The organism is Pseudomonas serbiensis (genome assembly GCF_030580745.1).
Taxonomy (GTDB): Bacteria; Pseudomonadota; Gammaproteobacteria; order Pseudomonadales; family Pseudomonadaceae; genus Aquipseudomonas; species Aquipseudomonas serbiensis.
In genome coordinates this window covers 187,156-207,984 of record NZ_JAUQOO010000002.1, presented here as the reverse complement: position 1 = coordinate 207,984, position 20,829 = coordinate 187,156, and the positions used below count along the sequence as shown (strand labels likewise).

At 59.1% G+C, this 20,829-nt stretch carries 16 protein-coding genes; 3 read left to right on the top strand and 13 right to left on the bottom strand.

Features of this window, described 5'->3' with window-relative positions; genetic code table 11:
• The first annotated feature begins 671 nt into the window (after nt 1–671).
• Nucleotides 672–2,000, top strand: coding sequence for a glutamate/aspartate:proton symporter GltP (gltP, locus tag Q6A51_RS03905; protein WP_201000962.1), 1,329 nt, complete (start codon nt 672–674; stop codon nt 1,998–2,000).
• A 121-nt stretch (nt 2,001–2,121) separates the two neighbouring features.
• Entirely contained in the window at nt 2,122–3,363 is a 1,242-nt protein-coding gene (locus Q6A51_RS03900; protein WP_201019507.1) for a nucleoside recognition domain-containing protein, read from the top strand.
• Between the two features lie 3 nt (nt 3,364–3,366).
• Here the strand turns inward: Q6A51_RS03900 and Q6A51_RS03895 are convergent, their stop codons facing one another.
• From Q6A51_RS03895 to exbB, 10 genes are all read right to left on the bottom strand, one after another.
• The gene (locus tag Q6A51_RS03895) at nt 3,367–4,560 is read right to left on the bottom strand and encodes a DUF5924 family protein (RefSeq protein WP_304574171.1); all 1,194 of its coding nucleotides are present in this window, start codon (nt 4,558–4,560) and stop codon (nt 3,367–3,369) included.
• A gap of 134 nt (nt 4,561–4,694) precedes the next feature.
• Nucleotides 4,695–6,074 (bottom strand): M16 family metallopeptidase, encoded by a 1,380-nt coding sequence (locus tag Q6A51_RS03890; protein WP_304574170.1) that lies wholly within the window; start codon nt 6,072–6,074, stop codon nt 4,695–4,697.
• Between the two features lie 57 nt (nt 6,075–6,131).
• Nucleotides 6,132–7,784: a Na/Pi cotransporter family protein gene (locus tag Q6A51_RS03885; protein ID WP_201019504.1), complete on the bottom strand. Its 1,653-nt coding sequence runs from the start codon at nt 7,782–7,784 to the stop codon at nt 6,132–6,134.
• Nucleotides 7,785–8,051: 267 nt separating this feature from the next.
• Nucleotides 8,052–9,359, bottom strand: coding sequence for a CitMHS family transporter (locus Q6A51_RS03880; protein WP_201000972.1), 1,308 nt, complete (start codon nt 9,357–9,359; stop codon nt 8,052–8,054).
• 315 nt (nt 9,360–9,674) lie between these two features.
• Nucleotides 9,675–11,072, bottom strand: coding sequence for an aminoacyl-tRNA deacylase and HDOD domain-containing protein (locus Q6A51_RS03875; protein WP_304574169.1), 1,398 nt, complete (start codon nt 11,070–11,072; stop codon nt 9,675–9,677).
• 86 nt (nt 11,073–11,158) lie between these two features.
• Nucleotides 11,159–13,234 (bottom strand): ATP-dependent DNA helicase RecG, encoded by a 2,076-nt coding sequence (gene recG, locus Q6A51_RS03870; RefSeq protein ID WP_201000976.1) that lies wholly within the window; start codon nt 13,232–13,234, stop codon nt 11,159–11,161.
• Between the two features lie 10 nt (nt 13,235–13,244).
• Entirely contained in the window at nt 13,245–14,168 is a 924-nt protein-coding gene (locus Q6A51_RS03865) for a hydrogen peroxide-inducible genes activator (RefSeq protein WP_122314833.1), read from the bottom strand.
• Nucleotides 14,169–14,260: 92 nt separating this feature from the next.
• Nucleotides 14,261–15,007 (bottom strand): energy transducer TonB, encoded by a 747-nt coding sequence (locus tag Q6A51_RS03860; RefSeq protein ID WP_201000977.1) that lies wholly within the window; start codon nt 15,005–15,007, stop codon nt 14,261–14,263.
• The gene (gene exbD, locus Q6A51_RS03855) at nt 15,004–15,429 is read right to left on the bottom strand and encodes a TonB system transport protein ExbD (protein ID WP_003377967.1); all 426 of its coding nucleotides are present in this window, start codon (nt 15,427–15,429) and stop codon (nt 15,004–15,006) included. Before exbD ends, Q6A51_RS03860 begins: the two co-directional genes overlap by 4 nt.
• 3 nt (nt 15,430–15,432) lie before the next feature.
• On the bottom strand, nt 15,433–16,392 hold the full coding sequence (exbB, locus tag Q6A51_RS03850; protein ID WP_201019502.1) for a tonB-system energizer ExbB: 960 nt from the start codon (nt 16,390–16,392) through the stop codon (nt 15,433–15,435).
• 207 nt (nt 16,393–16,599) lie between these two features.
• Between exbB and Q6A51_RS03845 the strand changes: the two genes are divergently transcribed.
• Entirely contained in the window at nt 16,600–17,448 is an 849-nt protein-coding gene (locus Q6A51_RS03845; protein ID WP_201019501.1) for an SDR family oxidoreductase, read from the top strand.
• A gap of 48 nt (nt 17,449–17,496) precedes the next feature.
• Here Q6A51_RS03845 and Q6A51_RS03840 read toward each other — a convergent pair whose 3' ends face one another.
• From Q6A51_RS03840 to spoT, 3 genes are read right to left on the bottom strand one after another with little or no spacing between them, the layout of a single operon-like run.
• On the bottom strand, nt 17,497–18,234 hold the full coding sequence (locus Q6A51_RS03840) for a hypothetical protein (RefSeq protein ID WP_201019500.1): 738 nt from the start codon (nt 18,232–18,234) through the stop codon (nt 17,497–17,499).
• Between the two features lie 56 nt (nt 18,235–18,290).
• Entirely contained in the window at nt 18,291–18,671 is a 381-nt protein-coding gene (locus tag Q6A51_RS03835; protein WP_201000981.1) for a RidA family protein, read from the bottom strand.
• 24 nt (nt 18,672–18,695) lie between these two features.
• Entirely contained in the window at nt 18,696–20,801 is a 2,106-nt protein-coding gene (gene spoT, locus Q6A51_RS03830; RefSeq protein ID WP_201000982.1) for a bifunctional GTP diphosphokinase/guanosine-3',5'-bis pyrophosphate 3'-pyrophosphohydrolase, read from the bottom strand.
• Between the last annotated feature and the right edge of the window lie 28 nt (nt 20,802–20,829).

Sequence of the window (20,829 nt, the reverse complement as noted above, 5' to 3'; positions counted from 1 at the left end):
TTTTGGTAAGGCTCTTATGTATCAAGTGGTTAGGAAATTTCAGCGCTACCCATGCCCGATTTTCTTTAAAAAACAGGGATAAAGTGCGCAAGAAGTTGCGCACTACTGCGCAACTTTTTGCGCAATCGTCTGTAAGTCTTGAATTAAAAGCCCTGCATAAAAGTATGCACAGGGTTATCCACAGTTCAGTGCGCAACTTCTTGCGCACTCACCCAGTCGCCAAATATGTTGCTGAATGTATGTCCTCAGGCGGTGGATTCATGGGACGGATCAGCGTCTTTCAGTGAGCCGGGATGACCGTCGATCCAATATTTCTTGTAAGGATACGGCCCCGTTTTCCCTCGGCCATGCAGTCGCTGCCAATTCTCCTTGCCAGGCTGGAGGCGACGTTCTAGCCACTTGTGGGGGCAATAGGGACAACTTTTTTGTGTCGTTATTAGATACGAATGGTCGTTTTTGTATGCCGATTCGGCATGAGGTAGTCGTTTATGGCATTAGACGTACCCCCGTGCCATGGGAATAGTTGCGCCTTTTTTCGCCTGCTATAGAGCTTTGATGCTCGTTTGCGGTGACCTTCTCTGGACGTTTCGGCTTCGGCATTGCTGTGGAAAAAGCAGTTTCAGCATGTCGGTTACGGGTATGTCCAAGCCACTAAAAACAAGGGTAATTGAATGAAGAAGGCAAAGCTGAGTCTGGCATGGCAGATTCTGATTGGACTGGTACTGGGGATTGCCCTCGGTGCGTTGCTCAACCACTTCAGTGCCGAGAAGGCCTGGTGGATCAGTAATATCCTGCAACCAGCAGGCGATATCTTCATTCGTCTTATCAAAATGATCGTGATCCCGATCGTGATTGCATCGCTGATCGTCGGTATTGCCGGTGTGGGCGACGCGAAGAAGCTGGGTCGCATCGGTCTCAAGACCATCATTTACTTCGAAGTCGTCACCACCATTGCGATTCTTGTCGGCCTGGTTCTGGCCAACATGTTCCAGCCGGGCGCTGGTATCGACATGAGCACCCTGGGCACGGTCGATATCTCGAAGTATCAGCAGACCACTGCCGAGGTTCAGCACGATCACGCATTCATCGCGACGATCCTCAACCTGATCCCTTCCAACATCTTTGCTGCCATGGCGCGTGGCGAAATGTTGCCGATCATCTTCTTCTCGGTTCTGTTCGGCCTGGGTCTTTCCAGCCTGCAAGCCGAGGTGCGTGAGCCGCTGGTGAAGATGTTCCAGGGCGTCTCGGAAACCATGTTCAAAGTCACTCACATGATCATGAACTACGCCCCGATTGGCGTATTCGCTCTGATCTCGGTGACAGTCGCCAACTTCGGTTTCGCTTCCCTGCTGCCGCTGGCCAAGCTGGTGATCCTGGTTTACGTGGCCATCGCCTTCTTCGCTTTCGTGGTCCTGGGCCTGATCGCCCGCATGTTCGGCTTCTCGATCATGAAGCTGATCCGCATCTTCAAGGACGAGCTGATCCTGGCTTACTCCACCGCCAGTTCCGAAACGGTCCTGCCGCGTGTGATCCAGAAGATGGAAGCCTACGGCGCGCCGAAAGCCATTTGCAGCTTCGTGGTACCGACCGGTTACTCGTTCAACCTCGACGGTTCGACCCTGTACCAGAGCATCGCGGCAATCTTCATTGCCCAGCTGTACGGCATCGACCTGTCGGTTGGCGCACAGATGATGCTGGTGCTGACCCTGATGGTCACCTCCAAAGGCATCGCTGGCGTGCCGGGCGTATCGTTCGTGGTGCTGCTGGCCACTCTGGGCAGCGCGGGCATTCCGCTGGAAGGTCTGGCGTTCATCGCCGGTGTCGACCGCATCATGGACATGGCGCGTACCGCACTGAACGTGATCGGTAATGCCCTGGCGGTACTGGTTATCGCTCGTTGGGAAGGCATGTACGACGAAGCCAAGGGCCAGCGCTACTGGAACTCCCTGCCGCACTGGCGCAGCAAGGACCCGGTTCCTGCTGCTCAGCTCGCTGACTGATCGCTGATCGGTTACACCGACAAACCCCGGACTTTCCGGGGTTTGTCGTATCTGCGGCTCCCGATTTCCCTCCAGCTCGCCCCGCCGCTATCATCGCCGCATCTTGTGAGGGACATATCCGATGCTCAATGGCCTGTGGCTTGGTTTTTTTATCGTTGCGTGCGTATCCGCCATGGGGCAATGGCTGATTGGAGGCAACGCCGGTATTTTTGCCGCGATGGTCGAAAGCATTTTTGCGATGGCCAAGCTCTCGGTCGAGGTGATGGTTCTGCTGTTCGGCACCCTCACGCTCTGGCTGGGCTTTCTGCGCATTGCCGAGAAGGCCGGGATTGTCGACTGGCTGGCCAAGGTGCTTGGCCCGCTGTTTCTGCGCCTGATGCCCGAAGTGCCGCCGGGCCATCCCGCGCTGGGCCTGATTACCCTCAACTTTGCTGCCAATGCTCTGGGCCTGGATAACGCCGCTACGCCTATCGGGCTCAAGGCGATGCGTTCTCTACAGGAGTTGAACCCCAGCCAGACGGCTGCCAGCAACGCGCAGATCCTGTTTCTGGTGCTCAACGCTTCGTCCCTGACTTTGCTGCCCGTAACCATTTTCATGTACCGCGCCCAGCAAGGCGCGCCGGACCCGACGCTGGTATTCCTGCCGATTCTGCTGGCGACCAGCGTGTCGACTATCGTGGGTCTGCTGTCGGTGGCGTTCATGCAACGTCTGCGTCTGTGGGACCCGGTGGTGCTTGCCTATCTGATTCCGGGCGCCTTGCTGCTCGGTGGTTTCATGGCTTTCCTGGGCACGCTGTCGGCGGCGGCGCTGGCCGGTCTGTCCTCCATTCTCGGCAACCTGACGCTGTTCGGCCTGATCATGTTGTTCATGATCATTGGTGCGCTGCGCAAGGTGCAGGTCTATGAGGCGTTTGTCGAGGGTGCCAAGGAAGGGTTCGATGTTGCCAAAAACCTGCTGCCTTATCTGGTTGCGATGCTGTGTGCGGTAGGTGTGCTGCGCGCTTCGGGTGCGCTGGACTTCGGTCTGGAAGGCATCCGCCATCTGGTGGAGTGGCTGGGCTGGGATACGCGCTTTGTCGATGCCCTGCCGACCGCCATGGTCAAACCCTTTTCCGGCAGTGCTGCGCGGGCCTTGTTGATCGAAACCATGCAGACTCAGGGCGTGGACAGCTTCGCTGCGCTGGCTGCCGCCACGATTCAGGGCAGCACGGAAACCACGTTCTATGTATTGGCGGTGTATTTCGGCGCGGTCGGTATCCAGCGAGTGCGCCATGCGGTGGGTTGCGCACTGCTGGCCGAGTTCTCGGGTGTCGTCGCGGCCATTTTCGTCTGCTACTGGTTCTTTGGTGCGACCGCTACCTGACCGTCATTGTGCAGCCGGCTTCTCGGGCGCGGGCTCTGAAGCAGGCTGTTCCGGTTCCGGCGCGGGCTTGGGCTCTTCCTTCTGAGCGGGGGGCTGTTCCGCTTGCGGAGCGCTTTCTTCCTGGTCGCCGCCCGGCTTGAGCTTGATCAGCCTGCCTGTCGGTTTGGTGACTGCCGGTTGATCGGTATCGGTCACTTCAAAGCGCAGCACGCCGATCATTTGTCCGTCTTCGGTCAACACCCGGACCTGCCAACGCCCGACAACGTCCTGAGGGAAGTTCTGTTTGTGGGTCCAGGCACGATAGCCTTCCTTGCGTCCGCCATGAATATCCAGCGCGATACGATCCACTTCTTCGCCATTACGTCGCCATACATGGTAAATGCGCTCCTCAAGGCCGCGAGGTGCGTTGATGGCGGTGTAGGCATACAAACCATCGCGGCGTAGCTGCGCGGCGCTTATCTGGCTGATGCTCTCGCCCGGTGTGCGGTTCTTGTTATCGAAGTTGGTGCTCACGGCGACTTCAGTCAGCCACAAGGTTGCGGGCGGAACCCAGGAGCGTAACAGCCAGCCTGCACTGCCGACGGCCAGGATCAGAGCGACCACCGCCACACCGCGTCGCCAGGTATTGATCGGGAAGCTTGAGGCCAGGCTGGGGAATGACAGCAGCATGGCCGTGCCCAGCGCCAGTTTGTAGCTTTCTGCAGTGGTCAGGTTAAGGATGATGGGCAATGCCGTGAGCAGTGCCGCGAACAGCGTCAGCGTGTGCAGCGCCATGAACAGCCAGCGGCGCGGTGCCAGCCATTTGTAGTACAGCGGATCGATGATCGAGATAAGCCCCGCGGCCCCCAGCAAGGCGGTGAACACCAGTTGTCCGCTGTTCCAGGTGGTGGTGATGAAGAAGAACGGCAGCACGAAGAACAGGCTTTCCTGATGAATCAACTGCGTGCCGTAACGCAGCAGGCCCTGAGGTATTTCCCGACCGAACGTCTTGCTGAACAGCCGCACCATGCTGTTTTCGATCATCAGCCATAGCCAGCTGATCAGCATGACCACCGCAATCCAGGTCGCCAGCCCGGCCTGACGGTCCACCAGAATGAAACTGGCGATCCCGGAGATGAAACCACCTGCCGCAATCACCCTCGGATAGCGCCGTATCAGACCGAGCGTGCGCGTTACGTAGGAGTTCCAGTCAGGCATTTGGGCAGTTCACTTTCATTGGCTTCAAAAACCCCGGCAGCATATCAATGCCAAGGTGCGTGTAAATACCGTCCCTTACAGATTGTGGGAGGGGCCTTGGCCGCGACGGGGGATATGAAGGGGTCGAAGCGAACTCACTTGCGAATACGCTTGCGTACCCGCCAGAACACCAACAACCCGATCATCCCGGCAACCACCGCAGCCAACCCATACAAATCGTCATAACTGAGCAATGACTTTTCGACCCGCCAATAACCGGGCTTGGCCAACAGTTGGCGCAGGGCCTGATTGGCGGTGTCCAGGCTCACGCTCTTGATGCGTTTGGCCGGGTCTGCAAAGCGTCCGTCTTCGTAATCATTGAGTGCGCTCCAGTAGTAATCGGCCAGCGCACTGTTGCCCTGTACGGCCCATGCCTGTCTGGCGATGGCGGCTTGTTGCAGACGGGCGAAGGTGGAAGGTTGCATGCCTTCTTTTTTCAGGCGCGCAAGCAGGGTGCGAATGCTTTGCTCGGCTTCATGGATGTCCTCGCGCTCAAGGTCGGCATTCAGGCTCATGAAGCCGACTTCCCCAAAGACCTCACGATCAACCGATGGGCCATAGGACAAGCCGTGCTTGAGGCGCAGTTCTGCATAGAGCGCCCAGTCCAGATAGGCCTCGACCAGTTCCCAGGTTTCGTCGTGTTGCTTTTCGAGCTGCGGTTCGGTGAAGGTCAGGTGCAGGCGTGCGCCCTCGCCCAGCAAGCCCCGGATCAGAGTGCGCGAAGCCTGGGCTGCGCCATTGCTTTCGGCCAGCGGCGGGTGCTCGATGGGGTCAGTCGGGTTGAGCTGCCCGTAAGTGCGTTCCAGATAGCTGGGCAGCAGCCTGTCGAGATCGCCGACAACGATCAGTGTCATGTTGTTGGGGGCGTACCAGCTCGCGAAGACATCTTCGACCTGCTTGAGGGTAATGTCATTGACCTCTGGACGCTCGGCGCATTTGAGCCCCAGCTCTATCGCCAACTGGTTGCTGGCACCGGTGCCCGATTCGCGGCGATCAAGCAGGCGCTGCAGGTGGGAAAAGTGACCGCCATCTTCGCGCTCGACGATGCGTTTGACCTCATCGAAACGGCTTTGCAGCAGTTCGGTGTTGGTCAGAACCTCCAGCAAGAGATCCAGAATCTTGCGCTGATTGCGGGCTGGTGCTTCGATCACGAAAGTGGTGTCGGTGTTGCTGGTGAACGCATTCCACTCGCCACCCAGCGCCTGCATACGCTCTTCAAGCCCGCCTTCGCCGCTGTCGTCTGTGCCGCTGAACAGCAAATGCTCCAGCAGATGCGGCAGTTCCTTGTCCTGACAGGCGAAGTCATCGAAGCCGATGCCGACCACCAGCCGAATCGCCACATGGCCCTTTTCATAGCCCGGCTTGAGCAGCACTTGCAGGCCGTTGGGTAACAGGTAGCCCTCGACCTGAAGACGATCAAGGGCCAGCGAAGGGAGAGAACTCAGAAGCAGACAAGCAAACAGCAGGCAACGCATAAAGCAGCTTTCCTTGCGGGCCGGTATGTTTAACAGACTTCGCTCTGCCTGGTACGTTCACACCGATTGCTCTTGAATGCTCTCGCTCGACAAGGCTCCAGTATCGGCTGTTCCCAGCACGGCATAGGCACTGCTGCAGAATAGCGAGTTAAGGCGTTTCATGTCAGCGATGAGTTCAAGATGCAGCGAACTGGTTTCGATGCTTTGTACGACCTTGCGTTGCAGGCGGCTGACATGGGCATGCGCCAGACGCCGCTCCAGCGCTCTGAAACGGCGCTTTTCCCTTAGCAACTGGCGGGCGCTCTCTTCATCCGAACTGAGAAAGACCGACAGGCCAAGACGCAGGTTGGATTGCAGCTGGATATGCAGATCGGCCAGTTCTTCCAGCCCGACTTCCGAGAACGAGCGCCGCTGTGAGGTCTTCTGCTGCTGGATCTTGCGCAGCATGCGCTCGATGAGGTCGCTGGCCAGTTCCAGATTGATGGTCAGCTCGATGATCTCTGCCCAGCGACGATTATCGTGCTCGCCCAGTTCCTCGCGAGGCATCTGGGCCAGATACAGCTTGATCGCGCTATAGAGCGCTTCCACATCATCGTTCAGGCGGCGCATTTCCTGAGTGACGGCCGTTTGTGTGCCGCGCAGTACCGCGAGCATCGAGCCCAGCATGCTTTCGATCAGGTCTCCCATGCGCAAGGTTTCACGCACGGCATTGGCCAATGCCAGGCTGGGTGTCGACAACGCGGCAAGGTCCAGATGCTTTGCCTTGGCCGGGCCGTTGGTTTCTGCCTGATAGGGCAGCAGTGCGGCGCACAGGCGCGCCATCGGGCCAACCGTGGGCAACATCAGCAGGCAACGCGCGGTGTTGTAGATCAGGTGAAAACCGATGACCAGTTCCTGAGGGCTGAAGCCCAGAGAAGAGAGCCAGTGTACCAGCGGGTCGAGCACCGGAATGATCAGCAAAAGGCCCAGCAACTTGTAAAGCAGGCTGCCCAGGGCGACTTGCCGACCGGCGACGTTTTGCATGCTGGTACTGAGGAAAGCCAGCAGCCCGCTGCCGATATTGGCACCGATCACCAGGCCGATAGCGACCGGCAAGCCAATGACATCGGCACCTGCCAACGTGGCAGTCAGCAATACTGCCGCAAGGCTGGAGTAGGAGATCAGCGCGAACAGGGCGCCGACCAGTGCATCGAGCATCAGGTCGCCGGTCAGTGAGGCGAACAGCACTTTTACCCCGGAGGCCTGGGTGATGGGCGTGGTCGCGCTGACGATCAGTTGCAATGCCAGTACGATCAGACCCAGCCCGATGGCGACCCGGCCCAATTGCCCTGCTCGTGTCTGTTTGCGCGACAGAAAGAAAATCACCCCGAGGAAAATCAGCAGCGGCGAAAGCCAGGAGAGGTCCAGGGTCAGCACGCGGGACATCAGTGCCGTTCCCACATCGGCCCCGAGCATGATCGCCAGCGCGGGAGTCAGCGTCATCAGGCCCTGGCCCACGAACGAAGTCACCAGCATGGCGGTGGCGTTGCTGCTCTGCACCAATGCGGTGACCAGAATGCCCGCGATAAACGCGAGAGGTCGTTTGGACATGTTCTGGCTGAGGACGCGGCGCAACTGTGCGCCATACACGCGAAGAATACCGGTGCGCACGATATGCGTGCCCCAGATCAGCAGGGCGACGGCGGATAACAAATCGAGCAGGGTCAGCATACTGAAAGCCCCCTGAGACGTGCCCCATTCAGGGCAAAGGATTGAAGGTGCAGCGTGTAGCGAGCGGAAATTTTTTATGACGCTCTACTAAAGCTTTTAGTCGGCCTTTGGCCTTGGCGCCAGCATCGCATAGGCACTGATCTATTGAAATAAAACTGTCATAAATCAGTGTATTGACGTCGCTATCAGGACAGCGACCAGGAATATGTCTTTTCTGACTGGTGCCCGCCGCCAACGGTCAGGTTGGCGGCGGGGAGCACGGCTTGATTAAACGCTGCTGACCAGCGGGAAAATACCCATCAGCAGTGCAGCGATCAGGATGCAGATGCAGACCAGGATCGCCCATTTCAGTGTGAAGCGCTGGTGATCGCCAAAGTCGATACCGGCCAGTGCAACCAGCAGATAGGTCGATGGAACCAGTGGGCTGAGCAGGTGAACCGGTTGGCCGACGATCGAGGCGCGAGCCATTTCCACCGGGGTGATGCCGTAGTGGGCTGCTGCTTCAGAGAGCACCGGCAGTACGCCGAAGTAGAACGCATCGTTGGACATGAAGAAGGTGAACGGCATGCTCGCCAGTGCAGTGATGACCGCCAGGTAAGGCCCCATCGCTTCCGGGATCACAGCCAGCAGGCTTTTCGACATGGCGTCGACCATGCCGGTGCCGGTCAGGATGCCGGTGAAGATACCGGCGGCGAAGATCAGGCCGACGACGGACAGAACACTGCCAGCGTGGGCTGCAACGCGGTCCTTCTGGTCCTGAAGTTTCGGGTAGTTGATGATCATCGCGATACTGAACGCGATCATGAACAGCACTGGCAGAGGCAGCAGGCTCATCATCAGGGCGACCATCAGCGCCAGCGTCAGGGCACCGTTGAACCAGATCATTTTCGGACGACGGGCATCCGGGAACTGCGAAACACTGATTTCGCTGTGATCGATTTCATCGCCTTGCAGATGCAGTTCACCCAGACGGGCACGTTCACGTTTGCCGTAGAAGTAGGCAATGACCAGGATCGCGACCACACCGGCCAGCATGGCAGGGATCATCGGTACGAAAATATCCGAGGCATCGACATGCAGGGCGCTGGCTGCGCGAGCGGTCGGGCCGCCCCATGGCGTCATGTTCATCACGCCGCCAGCCAGAATGATCAGGCCAGCCATGATGCGCGGGCTCATGCCGACACGGCTGTAGAGCGGCAGCATGGCTGCGACGCAGATCATGTAAGTGGTCGCGCCGTCACCGTCCAGGGAAACCACCAGCGCCAGTACGGCAGTGCCGACCGAAATGCGCATCGGGTCGCCTTTCACCATTTTCAGGATCTTGCGCACGGCCGGGTCGAACAGGCCCGAGTCGATCATCAGGGCGAAGTAGAGAATTGCGAACATCAGCATGACGCCGGTTGGCGCCAGCTTGGTGATGCCAGCCAGCATCATCGGGCCAATCTGCGGGCCGAAGCCGCCAAACAGGGCAAAAATGATCGGTACGATAATCAGGGCAATCAGCGCAGTCATGCGTTTGCTCATGATCAGGTACATGAACGCAATAACCATGGCGAAGCCAAGGAAAGTCAACATAGGAATTCTCCAGACGTAATACGGCTACGGAACGATGAATCGAACGAAATCAGCTCAGCAGGGGCAATACGTGGAGAGGAGGCGCAAGGAGGGTGTAGATCGGGGTCGGAGCAAACATCGGAATCACCATTTATTTTTGTTAATTGGGCCTGAAAGTGCGTTGAGCACGTTTCCTGGCTAGCCGGTCTTTTGCCGGTGGTGAGGTGATCCTAATTGCAGAAGCTTTCACTTACCTTTCAATGTTGAACAGGATTCGCGAATAAATTTGCTCCCTCATAGTCTGCACAGGAGCAAATTCATTCGCGAAAAGGCCGATCACTGGGCGAACTGAGACGCCAGCTCACGCAGCATGACTTCGGCTTCCAGAACCTTTCTGACAGATTCGTTGGCCTTTTCCCGGGTCAGGCCCAGGCGCTCGAACAACTCGTCCGGGATTTCCTGCTGTGGGCCTGAGCCGATGCCGTTGGTGCGCAACAAGCGCACAGCCAGATAAATCAGGTTGGCATATTCACAATGCTTGCCCGCGTAGTAAGGGTCATGCTGGAAGCGCAATGCGGTGGACAGTTCGTCCGGCATGTCCCAGTAACGCATCAGCCAGGCACCGATCTGCTCGCGGCTGATGCCCAGCAAATGATGCTCTACATAGCTGTGATGCAGGTGCGGGTTGACCTCAAGCTGACGGCAGATCAGCGAGAAGTGAGGCGGGAACACGTGGGCCAGCAGCAGGTAGCCGAAGTTGTGCAGCAAGCCGGCCAGATAGGTCAGGCCGCCTTCTGGGCGTTTGGCGCGCGGGATGGCGCGGGTCAGGCCCTCGATGACAGCGGCTGTGTAGATCGACTGCTGCCAGTAAGGCGTCGTCTGCTGCGGATGATCCTTGGGCAGGCTCAGGGTCTTGCCCAACGCCAGGCCCAACGCGAGGTTGATGACCAGATCGAAACCCAGCACGCGGACGATGGCGTCTTCGACCGAGCGGATCTTGCCTGTCGATGCGTAGTAAGGCGAAGCAGCCCAGCTCACGACCTGTGCGGCCAGTGCCGGGTCGGTTTCAACCACGCCGGTAATGTCATCGATAGTTGCATCGGGGTCGACACGCAGCTTGATGATCTTCTGCGCCGTGCCAGCCAGAGGCGGAATTTCCAGGGTTGCTTCCAGACGTTGCTGGATGCGCCGTGCCGTGAAGGCATGCATGGCCTGGTTGATTTCCTCGCGATCGTCATCGGGACGATCAAGGTTGGGGTGGATGCCGCTCAGCAGTTCGCCAAAATGCGCCGCACTGGCCTTGCTCAGCATGCCTTTGAAGTCTTCGCTGTTGATTTCGAGCAGCACGCCCGGTTCGCCTGAGCCAATCAGTAGCGCGGGCTCTTGCAGGAGACGGTCGTCATAAAGGCAAGGAGAACTGGTCAGGGCTGGAAGACCTGGCAGGGCATGCAGATTGTGTTTGGCGAGCATGCGCAGGAGGCGATCATGCGGGACGGCTGTCAATTGGCGGCCCGTCAGCTCGGTGATCCGGTTGAGGTCCAGCAACTGGCTTTGCGGGAACAGAATCAGCAGTGCGCCAACAGCGTCTTCGACCAACGCGGCCTGGACTTTGCGCGATGCTGGCAGGCTCGCGTCATCCACGACTTCGTTATAGCGGATGGCCAGTTTTTCAAGCAGTTGCCGGATTACCGACGGGGCTTGGTGAGAGTCATCGACGTGGGCAACTTCTGTCATGGTCTTTGTCCGTATTCCTACATTGCCGGCAGTATAACTACCTTATTTGTTTTGGGCCGCATGGGCTTCCCAAAGCGTTGCCTGCGTCACACCTGACCGTACTGCTGACCATGCCTCAACCAGCGTTCGAGCAAGGGGCTGACATGCTGTGGCCAACGCTCCAAAAGCGCGTGGGCCGCATCTCGCACGGCAGGTAGCAAATCGGCATCACGCATTAGATCAGCCACCTTGAACTGCAGGAGGCCCGTTTGTCGGGTTCCTAGCATTTCTCCCGGACCACGCAATTCCAGATCCTTTTCGGCGATGACGAAACCGTCATTTGTTTCACGCATGATGCCCAGGCGTTGACGGCCGACTTGTGAAAGCGGCGGATGGTAGAGCAGTACACAATGGCTGACGGCGCTGCCGCGTCCGACACGCCCGCGCAACTGGTGCAGTTGAGCGAGCCCGAGGCGTTCTGGGTTTTCGATGATCATCAGGCTGGCATTGGGAACATCGACGCCGACTTCAATGACTGTCGTCGCCACCAGCAATTGCAGAGCGCCCTGTTTGAACTCGGCCATGATGGCGGCTTTTTCCGCAGGCTTCATGCGCCCGTGGATCAGCCCGACACGAAGCTCGCCCAATGCGCTGCTCAGCTCCTCGAATGACGTCTCGGCGGCCTTGCAGGTCAGCTCTTCGGACTCTTCGATCAGCGTACAGACCCAGTAGGCCTGGCGACCTTCTGCACAGGCTGCGCGTACTCGTTCGATGACTTCGATGCGACGGCTGTCGGCCACCAGCACGGTGTTGACCGGTGTACGGCCCGGAGGCAGTTCGTCAAGGATCGAGGTATCCAGATCCGCGTAGGCGCTCATGGCCAGGGTGCGCGGAATGGGAGTCGCGGTCATGATCAATTGATGTGGGCACATCATGCCGCCAACGCCTTTCTTGCGCAGGGCCAGACGCTGCTGGACGCCGAAACGGTGTTGTTCGTCGATGATGACCAGCGCCAGATTCTTGAACTGCACTTCGTCCTGGAACAGTGCATGAGTGCCCACCACCATGGGTGTGCCGCTGGCGATCTGTTCCAGCGAGGTGGCGCGTGCCTTGCCCTTGAGCTTGCCGGCCAGCCACGCGACTCCGACGCCCAGAGGTTCAAGCCAGCGCTGAAAGTTGATGTAGTGCTGCTCTGCGAGGATTTCGGTGGGCGCCATCAAGGCCACCTGATAACCGGCTTCCAGCGCTTGCAGGGCCGCCAGTGCGGCGACCACGGTCTTGCCCGCGCCCACATCGCCCTGAATCAGGCGCAGCATGGGTTCCGGCTGGCTGAGGTCGTAGGCGACTTCCTTGCCCACGCGCTGCTGTGCGCCGGTGGGCGGAAAGCCGAGGTTGGCCAGAAACTGTTTCGGCAGCTTTTTTGCCAGCGGCAGAGCCGGTGCATGTTGCGCGCGCAGGCTTTCACGCAGGCGTTGCTGGGAAAGCTGATGGGTCAGCAACTCTTCAAAGGCCAGGCGGTGTTGCGCCCAGTGATGGCCCAGCGAGAGTTCTTCGATATCGGCATCGGCGGGCGGGTGGTGCAGGTAGCGAATCGCATCGTCCAGCGGAGCCAGTTGATAGTCGCGGGCCAGCTCTTCGGGCAGCCAGTCCGGCAGGCTTTTGGGGCCGAGCATTGCCAGGCTTTGCTGGCAGAGTTGGCGCAGGCGTTGCTGGGTCAGGCCTTCGGTGGTCGGATAGATCGGGGTGAGCGTCTGCTCCACGGGAGCGGGTTCATCACCGGTCAGTGCCCGGTATTCCGGGTGATAGATCTCCAGGCCTGATGCGCCGGGTCTGGCTTCGCCAAAGCAGCGCAGGTGAGTCCCGCGCTTCATGCCTTCCTTCTGGGCGTTGCTGAAGTGATAGAAGCGCAGGCTGACAACGCCTGTTCCGTCACCCAGTCGCACCAGCAGGCTGCGGCGTTTGCCCATGACCACATCGGCGCCGCTGACCACGCCTTCGATCACCGCATCCTGGCCGGGGCGTAGAGCGCCGATAGGGACAACACGGGTCCGGTCCTGATAGCGCAGCGGCAGGTGAAACAACACATCCTGCAGGTTTTCCAGGCCCACCTTTGCCAGCTTTTCAGCCATGGCCTCGCCGACACCCTTGAGCGCCGTGACCGAGACTTTGGAAAGCTCGCTCATTTTTCTCTGCCTAGCTTGCTTCTGTTTTTGGACGAGCCACGGAACACAGGCGTACAGAGTCAGCAAGAATCTCGATTGCCTTGGGCCTCGGGAAACTGGCGCGCCATGCGATAGCGACCGTACGGAAAGGTACAGGTGCTGTCAGTGGGCGAACCTCGATCACGCCGGGTGCATAGTGATGGCTGTCCACGGCCGACAGCGGCAGGATCGAGATCCCGAGACCGGAAGCGACCATATGGCGAATGGTTTCCAGAGAGCTGGATTCCACCGTCGTGTGCTTGGCACCTTCGCCGCCTTTGGTCAGCGTCGGGCAGGCTTCCAGGACCTGATCGCGGAAGCAGTGACCTTCACCTAGCAACAGCAGGCTCTTGTCGTTCAATGCCGAGGCATCGATGGACTCTTTCTGGGTCCATGGATGGTTGGCTGGCATCAGAACCGAGAAGGGCTCGTCGTAGAGTGGCAGGGTCAACACATCGGCTTCGTTGAATGGCAAGGCGATGATGACCGCGTCCAGCTCACCGTTGCGCAGTTTGTCGCGCAGCACGTGAGTGAAGTTCTCTTCGATGTACAACGGCATTTGCGGGGCGACCCGGTGCAGTTGCGGAATCAGATGCGGAAACAGGTAGGGGCCAACGGTGTAGATCGCGCCGACCTTGAGTGGTGCTGTCAGCTGATTCTTGCCCGCCTGTGCCAGCTCGCGGATGCCTTGTGCCTGTTCCAGTACCTTCTGGGCCTGGGCAACGATGCCTTCACCGACAGGCGTTAGACGTACAGCACTCTTGCTGCGCTCGAAAATCAGCACACCAAGTTCATCTTCAAGCTTTTTCACGCCCACCGAGAGCGTGGGCTGGCTGACGTGACAGCGTTCGGCAGCGTGGCCGAAGTGCTGTTCCTGAGCAAGCGTAACGATATAGCGCAATTCTGTAAGGGTCATAACGTGCGTCCATGAAGTTGCGGACCCAGCATAGCGGGTGCAATCGATAGACGCACGTTATCAGAAGCACTCATGAGTAACAAAAGTGTTATTCAGCGTTTATCCAGGGAATAAACGAAAGGTGCCAGGATTTCGATCGTGCCGTTGTTCAGTGTTTCCGCTGGCGGTTTAGGCAACGGTTGAGCACGACGGATCATCTCCATGGTGGCTCGGTCCAGTGCCGGACTGCCTGAAGTGCTGGCAATCGAGTAGGAAAGGACGTTGCCTTCCGCATCGACCACGAAGCGCAGACGGGCGACCCCTTGCATGCCGCGACGGCGAGCATCTTCAGGGTACTTCTTGTACTTGCTCAAGTGCCTCAGCAGGTCGCTCTGCCAGCTTGGCAATGCCGTGCTGGGTGGAGACGGCGGGCTAGGCGGCGTCGGTGCAGCCGATTTTGCAGGAGGGGCCGTTGTTGGCGGCGTGTCCACCGGCTTTTCATCGGCAGGCTTTTCCTGCGGTGGCTCAGGCTTCTTCTGCGGCTTTGGCGGCTGCGGTTTTGGCTTGGGCTTTTCCACTTTCTTGGGAACCGCGATTTCCGGCTTTGGCGCCTCGACCAGTTCAGGCAGAGGAATTTCCTCTTCCGGCGCTGGAGGTTGCGGCGGCTGAACGACCTTGGGCGGTGGTGGCGGTGCGGGCTCGGGCAACGGTGCCAGTTCGACCATCATGGCGGCCGGTGGCAGCTCGATAGCCTGTGATGCCGGCCACCGGAGTGCGACGATGACCGCGATGGCATGCACAGCCAGCACCAACAACAGACTACCGCTATAGCGCGTCAGTTTTTGGCGCGTAGTGATCATTTTTTACCAACCGTCTCAAGGCCAACCAAACCGACTTTCAGGTAGCCAGCACCGCGCAGGGTGTTCATGACTTCCATCAGATCGCCGTAATCCACGCCTTTGTCGGCCTGGAAGAAGATGGTGGTGTCTTTCTTGCCCTTGGTTCTGGCATCCAGCACCTGACCAATCTGCTCGCGAGCGACTTTCTCTTCGCCCAGATACAGGCTCTTGTCAGTCTTGACGCTGAGGAAGATCGGCTTCTCGGGCCTTGGTTGCGGTGTTGCGGTAGAGGCTGGCAGGTCGACCTTGATGTCTACCGTTGCCAGCGGTGCCGCGACCATGAAGATGATCAGCAGCACCAGCATGACGTCGATGAACGGCGTCACGTTGATTTCATGGTTCTCGGCGAGATCATCGCCGCCTTCGTTAAGATGCAGGCCCACGTCTTAGCCCACCTTTACCATGTGCGGTTGCTGTTGGTTGCGATCGCTTTCCGGCAGGTGATCCAGGTCGCGGCTGACCAGCAGCAGAACCTGGGCGGAAGCGTCCGAAACCTGAGCCTTGTAGCCAGCGATGGAGCGGGCGAAGACGTTGTAGATAACGACTGCCGGAATCGCTGCAACCAGACCCAGTGCTGTTGCCAGCAGGGCTTCGGCGATGCCGGGTGCAACCACTGCCAGGTTGGTGGTCTGGGTCTTGGCGATGCCGATGAAGCTGTTCATGATGCCCCACACGGTACCGAACAGACCGACGAAGGGAGCCGTCGAACCGATGGTGGCGAGCATGCCGGTGCCGTTGCTCATATTGCGGCCACAGGCAGCAACCAGACGCTCCAGACGGAAGCTGACACGCTCCTTGATACCTTCGCGCTCGCGGCTGTTGGCAGAGAGGCGCATTTCTTCCAGTGCGTCATGGACCAGCAGGTGAGCCAGGGTGCCCTCCTTGTTGGCGCTCTGGCTGGCGTCGCTCAGGGAGCGGGCCTTTTTCAGGCCAGCGATTTCAACGCGCAGACGACGCTTGGCGCCCAGCAGCTCGAAACCCTTGGCGATCCAGATGGTCCAGGTAATGATCGAAGCGATGACCAGACCGATCATGACCGCTTTGACGACGATGTCGGCGTTCTGGTACATGCCCCATGGCGACAGATCGTGAGCCATGCCCAGGCCGGCTTCTTCAACGACAGGCTCCAGGGTGTCGACAGGTGCAACGGCTTCTGGCTGGGTTGCAGGCGCGGTGGCGGCTGGAGCAGCGGCAGCGGCTTGAGGTGCCTGAGCGGCCGGTGCCGATTGGTCAGCGAGAGCGACAGGTGCGAGCATCAGGCTCAACACAAGGGCAGCCACACCACGCCATGCACGCGGCAGGCGAGGTAGCTTGGTTGGCGAAGCGGGTGATTGAATGCGTGTCATGCTGGCCTGACCTGAAATGGAAATAATGGTTGTTCCGGGACGTCGCGTTATAGGCTCGACGGGAGTGCGGGAACAAATGGACGGGTATTATTGCAAATCGTTCTTGTTAGCAGAAGTAATAATGTATCTTTTTTTCAATAAATAACATCAGGCTGCTTTATTCCTGATTATTTTTTGGCCTTATTCGTTGTCATGTGGAGGTATCAGGTGTCTGCACCATCCCTTTTGATCGCCGGTTGCGGCGATATAGGCGCTCGTCTGGCCACTCGATTGCTGCCTCTCGAATGGCGCGTCCATGGCTTGCGGCGTGATACATCACAGTTGCCTGAAGGCGTGATTCCGGTAAAGGGCGATCTGTTCGACTGGCTGGAGCCGCAGGACTGGCCGACGGATACTATCGATTATCTGGTTTATTGCGCCACACCCACGCAAAGGGACGAATACGGCTACCGACGCGCCTATGTCGAGGGCTTGTCTCATGTGTTGCACTGGATGAAGCAGCACGGTCAGCAGCCCAGGCGGGTTGTGTTTGTCTCCAGCAGCGGTGTTTACGGGCAGCAGCATGGCGAATGGGTCGATGAGGCCTCGGCAACCGAGCCCTCGGGTTTTTCCGGCACGGTGATGCTGGAGGCCGAACAGGTCGCCCTCAACAGCGGCTGGCCTGCCACGGTCGTGCGTTTGACGGGGATCTACGGCCCCGGTCGCAACGATCTCTCCAATCGTGTTCGTCAGGGCCATAGTGTGCGGGTCGACCCGCCGGTCTATGCCAATCGCATTCATGCTGACGACGCAGCGGGTTTGCTGGCTTTTCTGCTTCAGGCCGATGCGCGCGGGGTGGCGCTTGAGGATTGCTATCTTGGCGTCGATGACGATCCGGCGGCGCTGGCCGATGTAGTGGCCTGGATTCGCGAATATCTGGGTGTGACCGAATGGTCCGAAGATGTCAGCGTGCAGCGCGTGGGCAGCAAGCGATGCAGCAATGCCAGAGCGCGGGCGCTGGGTTGGGCGCCGAAGTATACGGATTATCGTGCGGGGTATGCGGCGTTGCTCGGGTAATGCGAGGCGGGCCCGGTCATCTTGATGAGCGGGCCCGTCTTCACTGCATCACTGCTGTTCGAGCAGCCAGTGACGCTGGCCTGGGCGCAGTTGAGGCATCTCGCCAGCGCCAGCCGTGTTGAGTGCCTGGAATATTTCCAGTTGCTTGCCTTTGCGGGCAAAGATCCACGGGTTGCCTTGTTCGTTCTTTTCCAGCCACATGCTGTCGAATTCGCCGCTCATGGCTGCGCAATCGCCCGCCAGACACAGGGCGTAGCGGTCATTTTCGGGAAGACCCTGCACGCTGCCGTCCGGCAGGAACTGCACGGTGCTGCCTTGGCCATCGCCACTGACGATGGTCCATTTGCCGCCCATGTAAGCGCCGTACAGGGCTTTTTCAAAGCTGCTGCCAGAAGGTGCGCCTTCCGGGGCCGGGTTTTCGGGCTTCTCGAAATGCTGCTCCGGACCTGATTCGCTGGCAGCCTGGATCAACTGGTCGCCCTTGACGGTCAGGTCTTCAGAGAAGTTGCCGTAGAAGTCGATGTGCAGCTTGCCGTCGGCAGCGCTGGCAATCTTGCCTTCGCCCAGCTCGAAACCATTGGAATAGATGGCCTGATTGGCCTTGGTGTTCACCTGCCATTCCAGGTTCGGGCCGTTGGCAAGCAGTGCTTCGCGCAGGTTGCCGCCTTTGACGGCAGCGTCGATGGCGTTCTGATTGATCCAGGTACCGTCAGGGTTGCGGTCGGCGTGGCTGGCGCAGCCAGTCAGGATGGCAGCCAGCAGTGAGATGGCGAGCGCGGAGCGCATAGCGGAGTCCTTCCTTTGCAGGGGAAGCGGAGCGGCTGGCGCCCCGCTGGAATGATTTATTCGATGACGAGAATCGCGTCCATTTCGACCTGAGCGCCACGTGGCAGTGCGGCAACGCCGATGGCTGCACGGGCCGGGTAAGGCTGCTCGAAGTATTTGCCCATGATCTCGTTGACCTTGGCGAAGTGGCCCAGATCGGTCAGGAAGATGTTCAGCTTGACGATGTCCTTGAAGGAGCCACCGGCGGCTTCAGCGACAGACTTGAGGTTCTCGAAGACCTGAACGATCTGGGCTTCGATGCCTTCGACCAGCTCCATGCTTTTCGGGTCCAGCGGGATCTGTCCGGACATGTAGACGGTATTGCCAGCCTTGATCGCCTGGGAGTAAGTGCCGATGGCCGCAGGTGCCTTGTCGCTGGTGATGACAGTCTTGGTCATGAAGAACTCCTGATGATGGGTTGGCTATGCGCGCATGCGGGTGATACGTGTCACCCCGGTCAGGGCGCGTAGTTTCTTGATCACGCGAGCCAGGTGCACGCGGTCGTGAACGCTGACGACCAGTTGGACCACGCTGATACGGCCATCGCGTTCGTCCATGCTGATCTTTTCGATGTTGCCGTCGGCGGCGTTGACGCTGCTGGCCAGCAGGGCAATCAGGCCGCGCTGGTGTTCCAGCTCCACACGCAACTCGACATTGAATTCGCCAGTGACGTCCTTGGCCCAGGACAGCTGGATGCATTTTTCCGCGTTGTGGCGGATTTCACTGATATTGCGGCAGTTGTCCAGGTGTACAACCATGCCCTTGCCTGCGGACAGGTGCCCGACAATCGGGTCGCCAGGGATCGGCGTGCAGCACTTGGCATAACTGAGCACCAGGCCTTCGGTCCCGCGAATCGCCAGCGGGCCTTCCGGGCTTGGCAGTTGTTCGCCTTCACCCAGCAGGCGGCGGGCGACCACATAGGCCATGCGATTGCCCAGGCCGATGTCTTCGAGCAGGTCTTCCAGGACTTCGACGCGGTATTCGGTCAGAACCAGCTGGATGCGCTCGGGCGCGATCTTGTCCAGCGTACACTCGAAGCCGTTGAGCACCTTGTTCAGCAGGCGTTCGCCCAGGCTGATGGACTCGGAGCGGCGTTGCAGCTTCAGGGCGTGACGAATATGGGTGCGGGCCTTGCCGGTGACGACGAAGTTGAGCCATGCAGGGTTCGGGCGTGCGCCCGGTGCGCTGACGATTTCGACGGTCGAGCCGCTTTGCAGCGGTTCGGAAAGCGGTGCCAGCCTGCGGTTGATCCGGCAGGCTATACAGCTGTTGCCGACGTCGGTGTGGACTGCGTAGGCGAAGTCCACTGCCGTGGAGCCTTTGGGCAGCTCCATGATCCGGCCTTTTGGCGTGAAGACGTAGACCTCGTCCGGGAACAGGTCGATCTTCACGCTTTCGATGAATTCCAGGGAGTTGCCAGCACGTTGCTGCATCTCCAGTACACCTTTGACCCACTGACGGGCGCGGGCGTGGGTGCCCTTGGGCTGCTCGTCGTCGGTGGATTTGTACAGCCAGTGTGCGGCAATGCCGTTATTGGCCATCTCTTCCATTTCGCGGGTGCGGATCTGGATTTCGATGGGTACGCCATGCATGCCGAACAGGGTGGTGTGCAACGACTGATAGCCGTTGGCTTTGGGAATTGCGATGTAATCCTTGAAGCGACCGGGCAGTGGCTTGTACAGATTGTGTACAGCGCCCAGCACGCGATAGCAGGTGTCGACCTTGTCGACGATGATGCGGAATGCGTAGACATCCATGATCTCGTTGAAGGCGCGACGCTTGCCGCGCATCTTCTTGTAGATGCCATAGAGATGTTTCTGGCGTCCGCTGACTTCGCCTTCGATCCCGTCCACTGCAAGGCAATGGCTCAGGGACTCTTCGATCTTGTTGACCAGCTCCTTGCGATTGCCCCGGGCGCGCTTGACCGCCTGGTTGATGCGCGAAGAGCGCATGGGATACATGGCCTTGAAACCCAGGTCCTCGAACTCGATACGAACGCTATGCATGCCCAGCCGGTTGGCGATCGGGGCATAGATTTCGAGGGTTTCCTTGGCGATGCGACGGCGCTTCTCGCCGGACAGGACTTCCAGCGTACGCATGTTGTGCAGACGGTCGGCGAGCTTGACCAGGATCACGCGAATGTCGCGTGCCATGGCCATGGCCATCTTCTGGAAGTTTTCAGCCTGGGCTTCGGCTTTGGTCTCGAAGTTCATCTGGGTCAGCTTGCTGACCCCGTCGACGAGCTCGGCCACGGTTTCGCCAAACTGCAAGCAGAGTGCTTCCTTGGCGATACCGGTGTCTTCAATCACGTCATGCAGCATCGCGGCCATCAGGCTCTGATGGTCCATGTGCATGTCGGCAAGGATGCTCGCAACCGCAAGCGGGTGCGTCACATAAGCTTCGCCGCTACGACGGCGTTGGCCGTCGTGGGCTTGTTCGGCGTAGTAATACGCTCGGCGGACCAGATTGACCTGGTCCTTGCCAAGATAGGCCGAAAGGCGGTCGGCGAGTGCGTCTATGCTCGGCAAGGCGTTACTCCTTGCTCGTGGCTTTTAC

What these genes read in the sequence shown, in the direction of transcription:
- gltP (WP_201000962.1), top strand. Translation starts at nt 672, where the DNA reads ATGAAGAAGGCAAAGCTGAGTCTGGCATGGCAGATTCTGATTGGACTG.
- Q6A51_RS03900 (WP_201019507.1), top strand. Translation starts at nt 2,122, where the DNA reads ATGCTCAATGGCCTGTGGCTTGGTTTTTTTATCGTTGCGTGCGTATCC.
- Q6A51_RS03895 (WP_304574171.1), bottom strand. Translation starts at nt 4,560, where the DNA reads ATGCCTGACTGGAACTCCTACGTAACGCGCACGCTCGGTCTGATACGG.
- Q6A51_RS03890 (WP_304574170.1), bottom strand. Translation starts at nt 6,074, where the DNA reads ATGCGTTGCCTGCTGTTTGCTTGTCTGCTTCTGAGTTCTCTCCCTTCG.
- Q6A51_RS03885 (WP_201019504.1), bottom strand. Translation starts at nt 7,784, where the DNA reads ATGCTGACCCTGCTCGATTTGTTATCCGCCGTCGCCCTGCTGATCTGG.
- Q6A51_RS03880 (WP_201000972.1), bottom strand. Translation starts at nt 9,359, where the DNA reads ATGTTGACTTTCCTTGGCTTCGCCATGGTTATTGCGTTCATGTACCTG.
- Q6A51_RS03875 (WP_304574169.1), bottom strand. Translation starts at nt 11,072, where the DNA reads ATGACAGAAGTTGCCCACGTCGATGACTCTCACCAAGCCCCGTCGGTA.
- recG (WP_201000976.1), bottom strand. Translation starts at nt 13,234, where the DNA reads ATGAGCGAGCTTTCCAAAGTCTCGGTCACGGCGCTCAAGGGTGTCGGC.
- Q6A51_RS03865 (WP_122314833.1), bottom strand. Translation starts at nt 14,168, where the DNA reads ATGACCCTTACAGAATTGCGCTATATCGTTACGCTTGCTCAGGAACAG.
- Q6A51_RS03860 (WP_201000977.1), bottom strand. Translation starts at nt 15,007, where the DNA reads ATGATCACTACGCGCCAAAAACTGACGCGCTATAGCGGTAGTCTGTTG.
- exbB (WP_201019502.1), bottom strand. Translation starts at nt 16,392, where the DNA reads ATGACACGCATTCAATCACCCGCTTCGCCAACCAAGCTACCTCGCCTG.
- Q6A51_RS03840 (WP_201019500.1), bottom strand. Translation starts at nt 18,234, where the DNA reads ATGCGCTCCGCGCTCGCCATCTCACTGCTGGCTGCCATCCTGACTGGC.
- Q6A51_RS03835 (WP_201000981.1), bottom strand. Translation starts at nt 18,671, where the DNA reads ATGACCAAGACTGTCATCACCAGCGACAAGGCACCTGCGGCCATCGGC.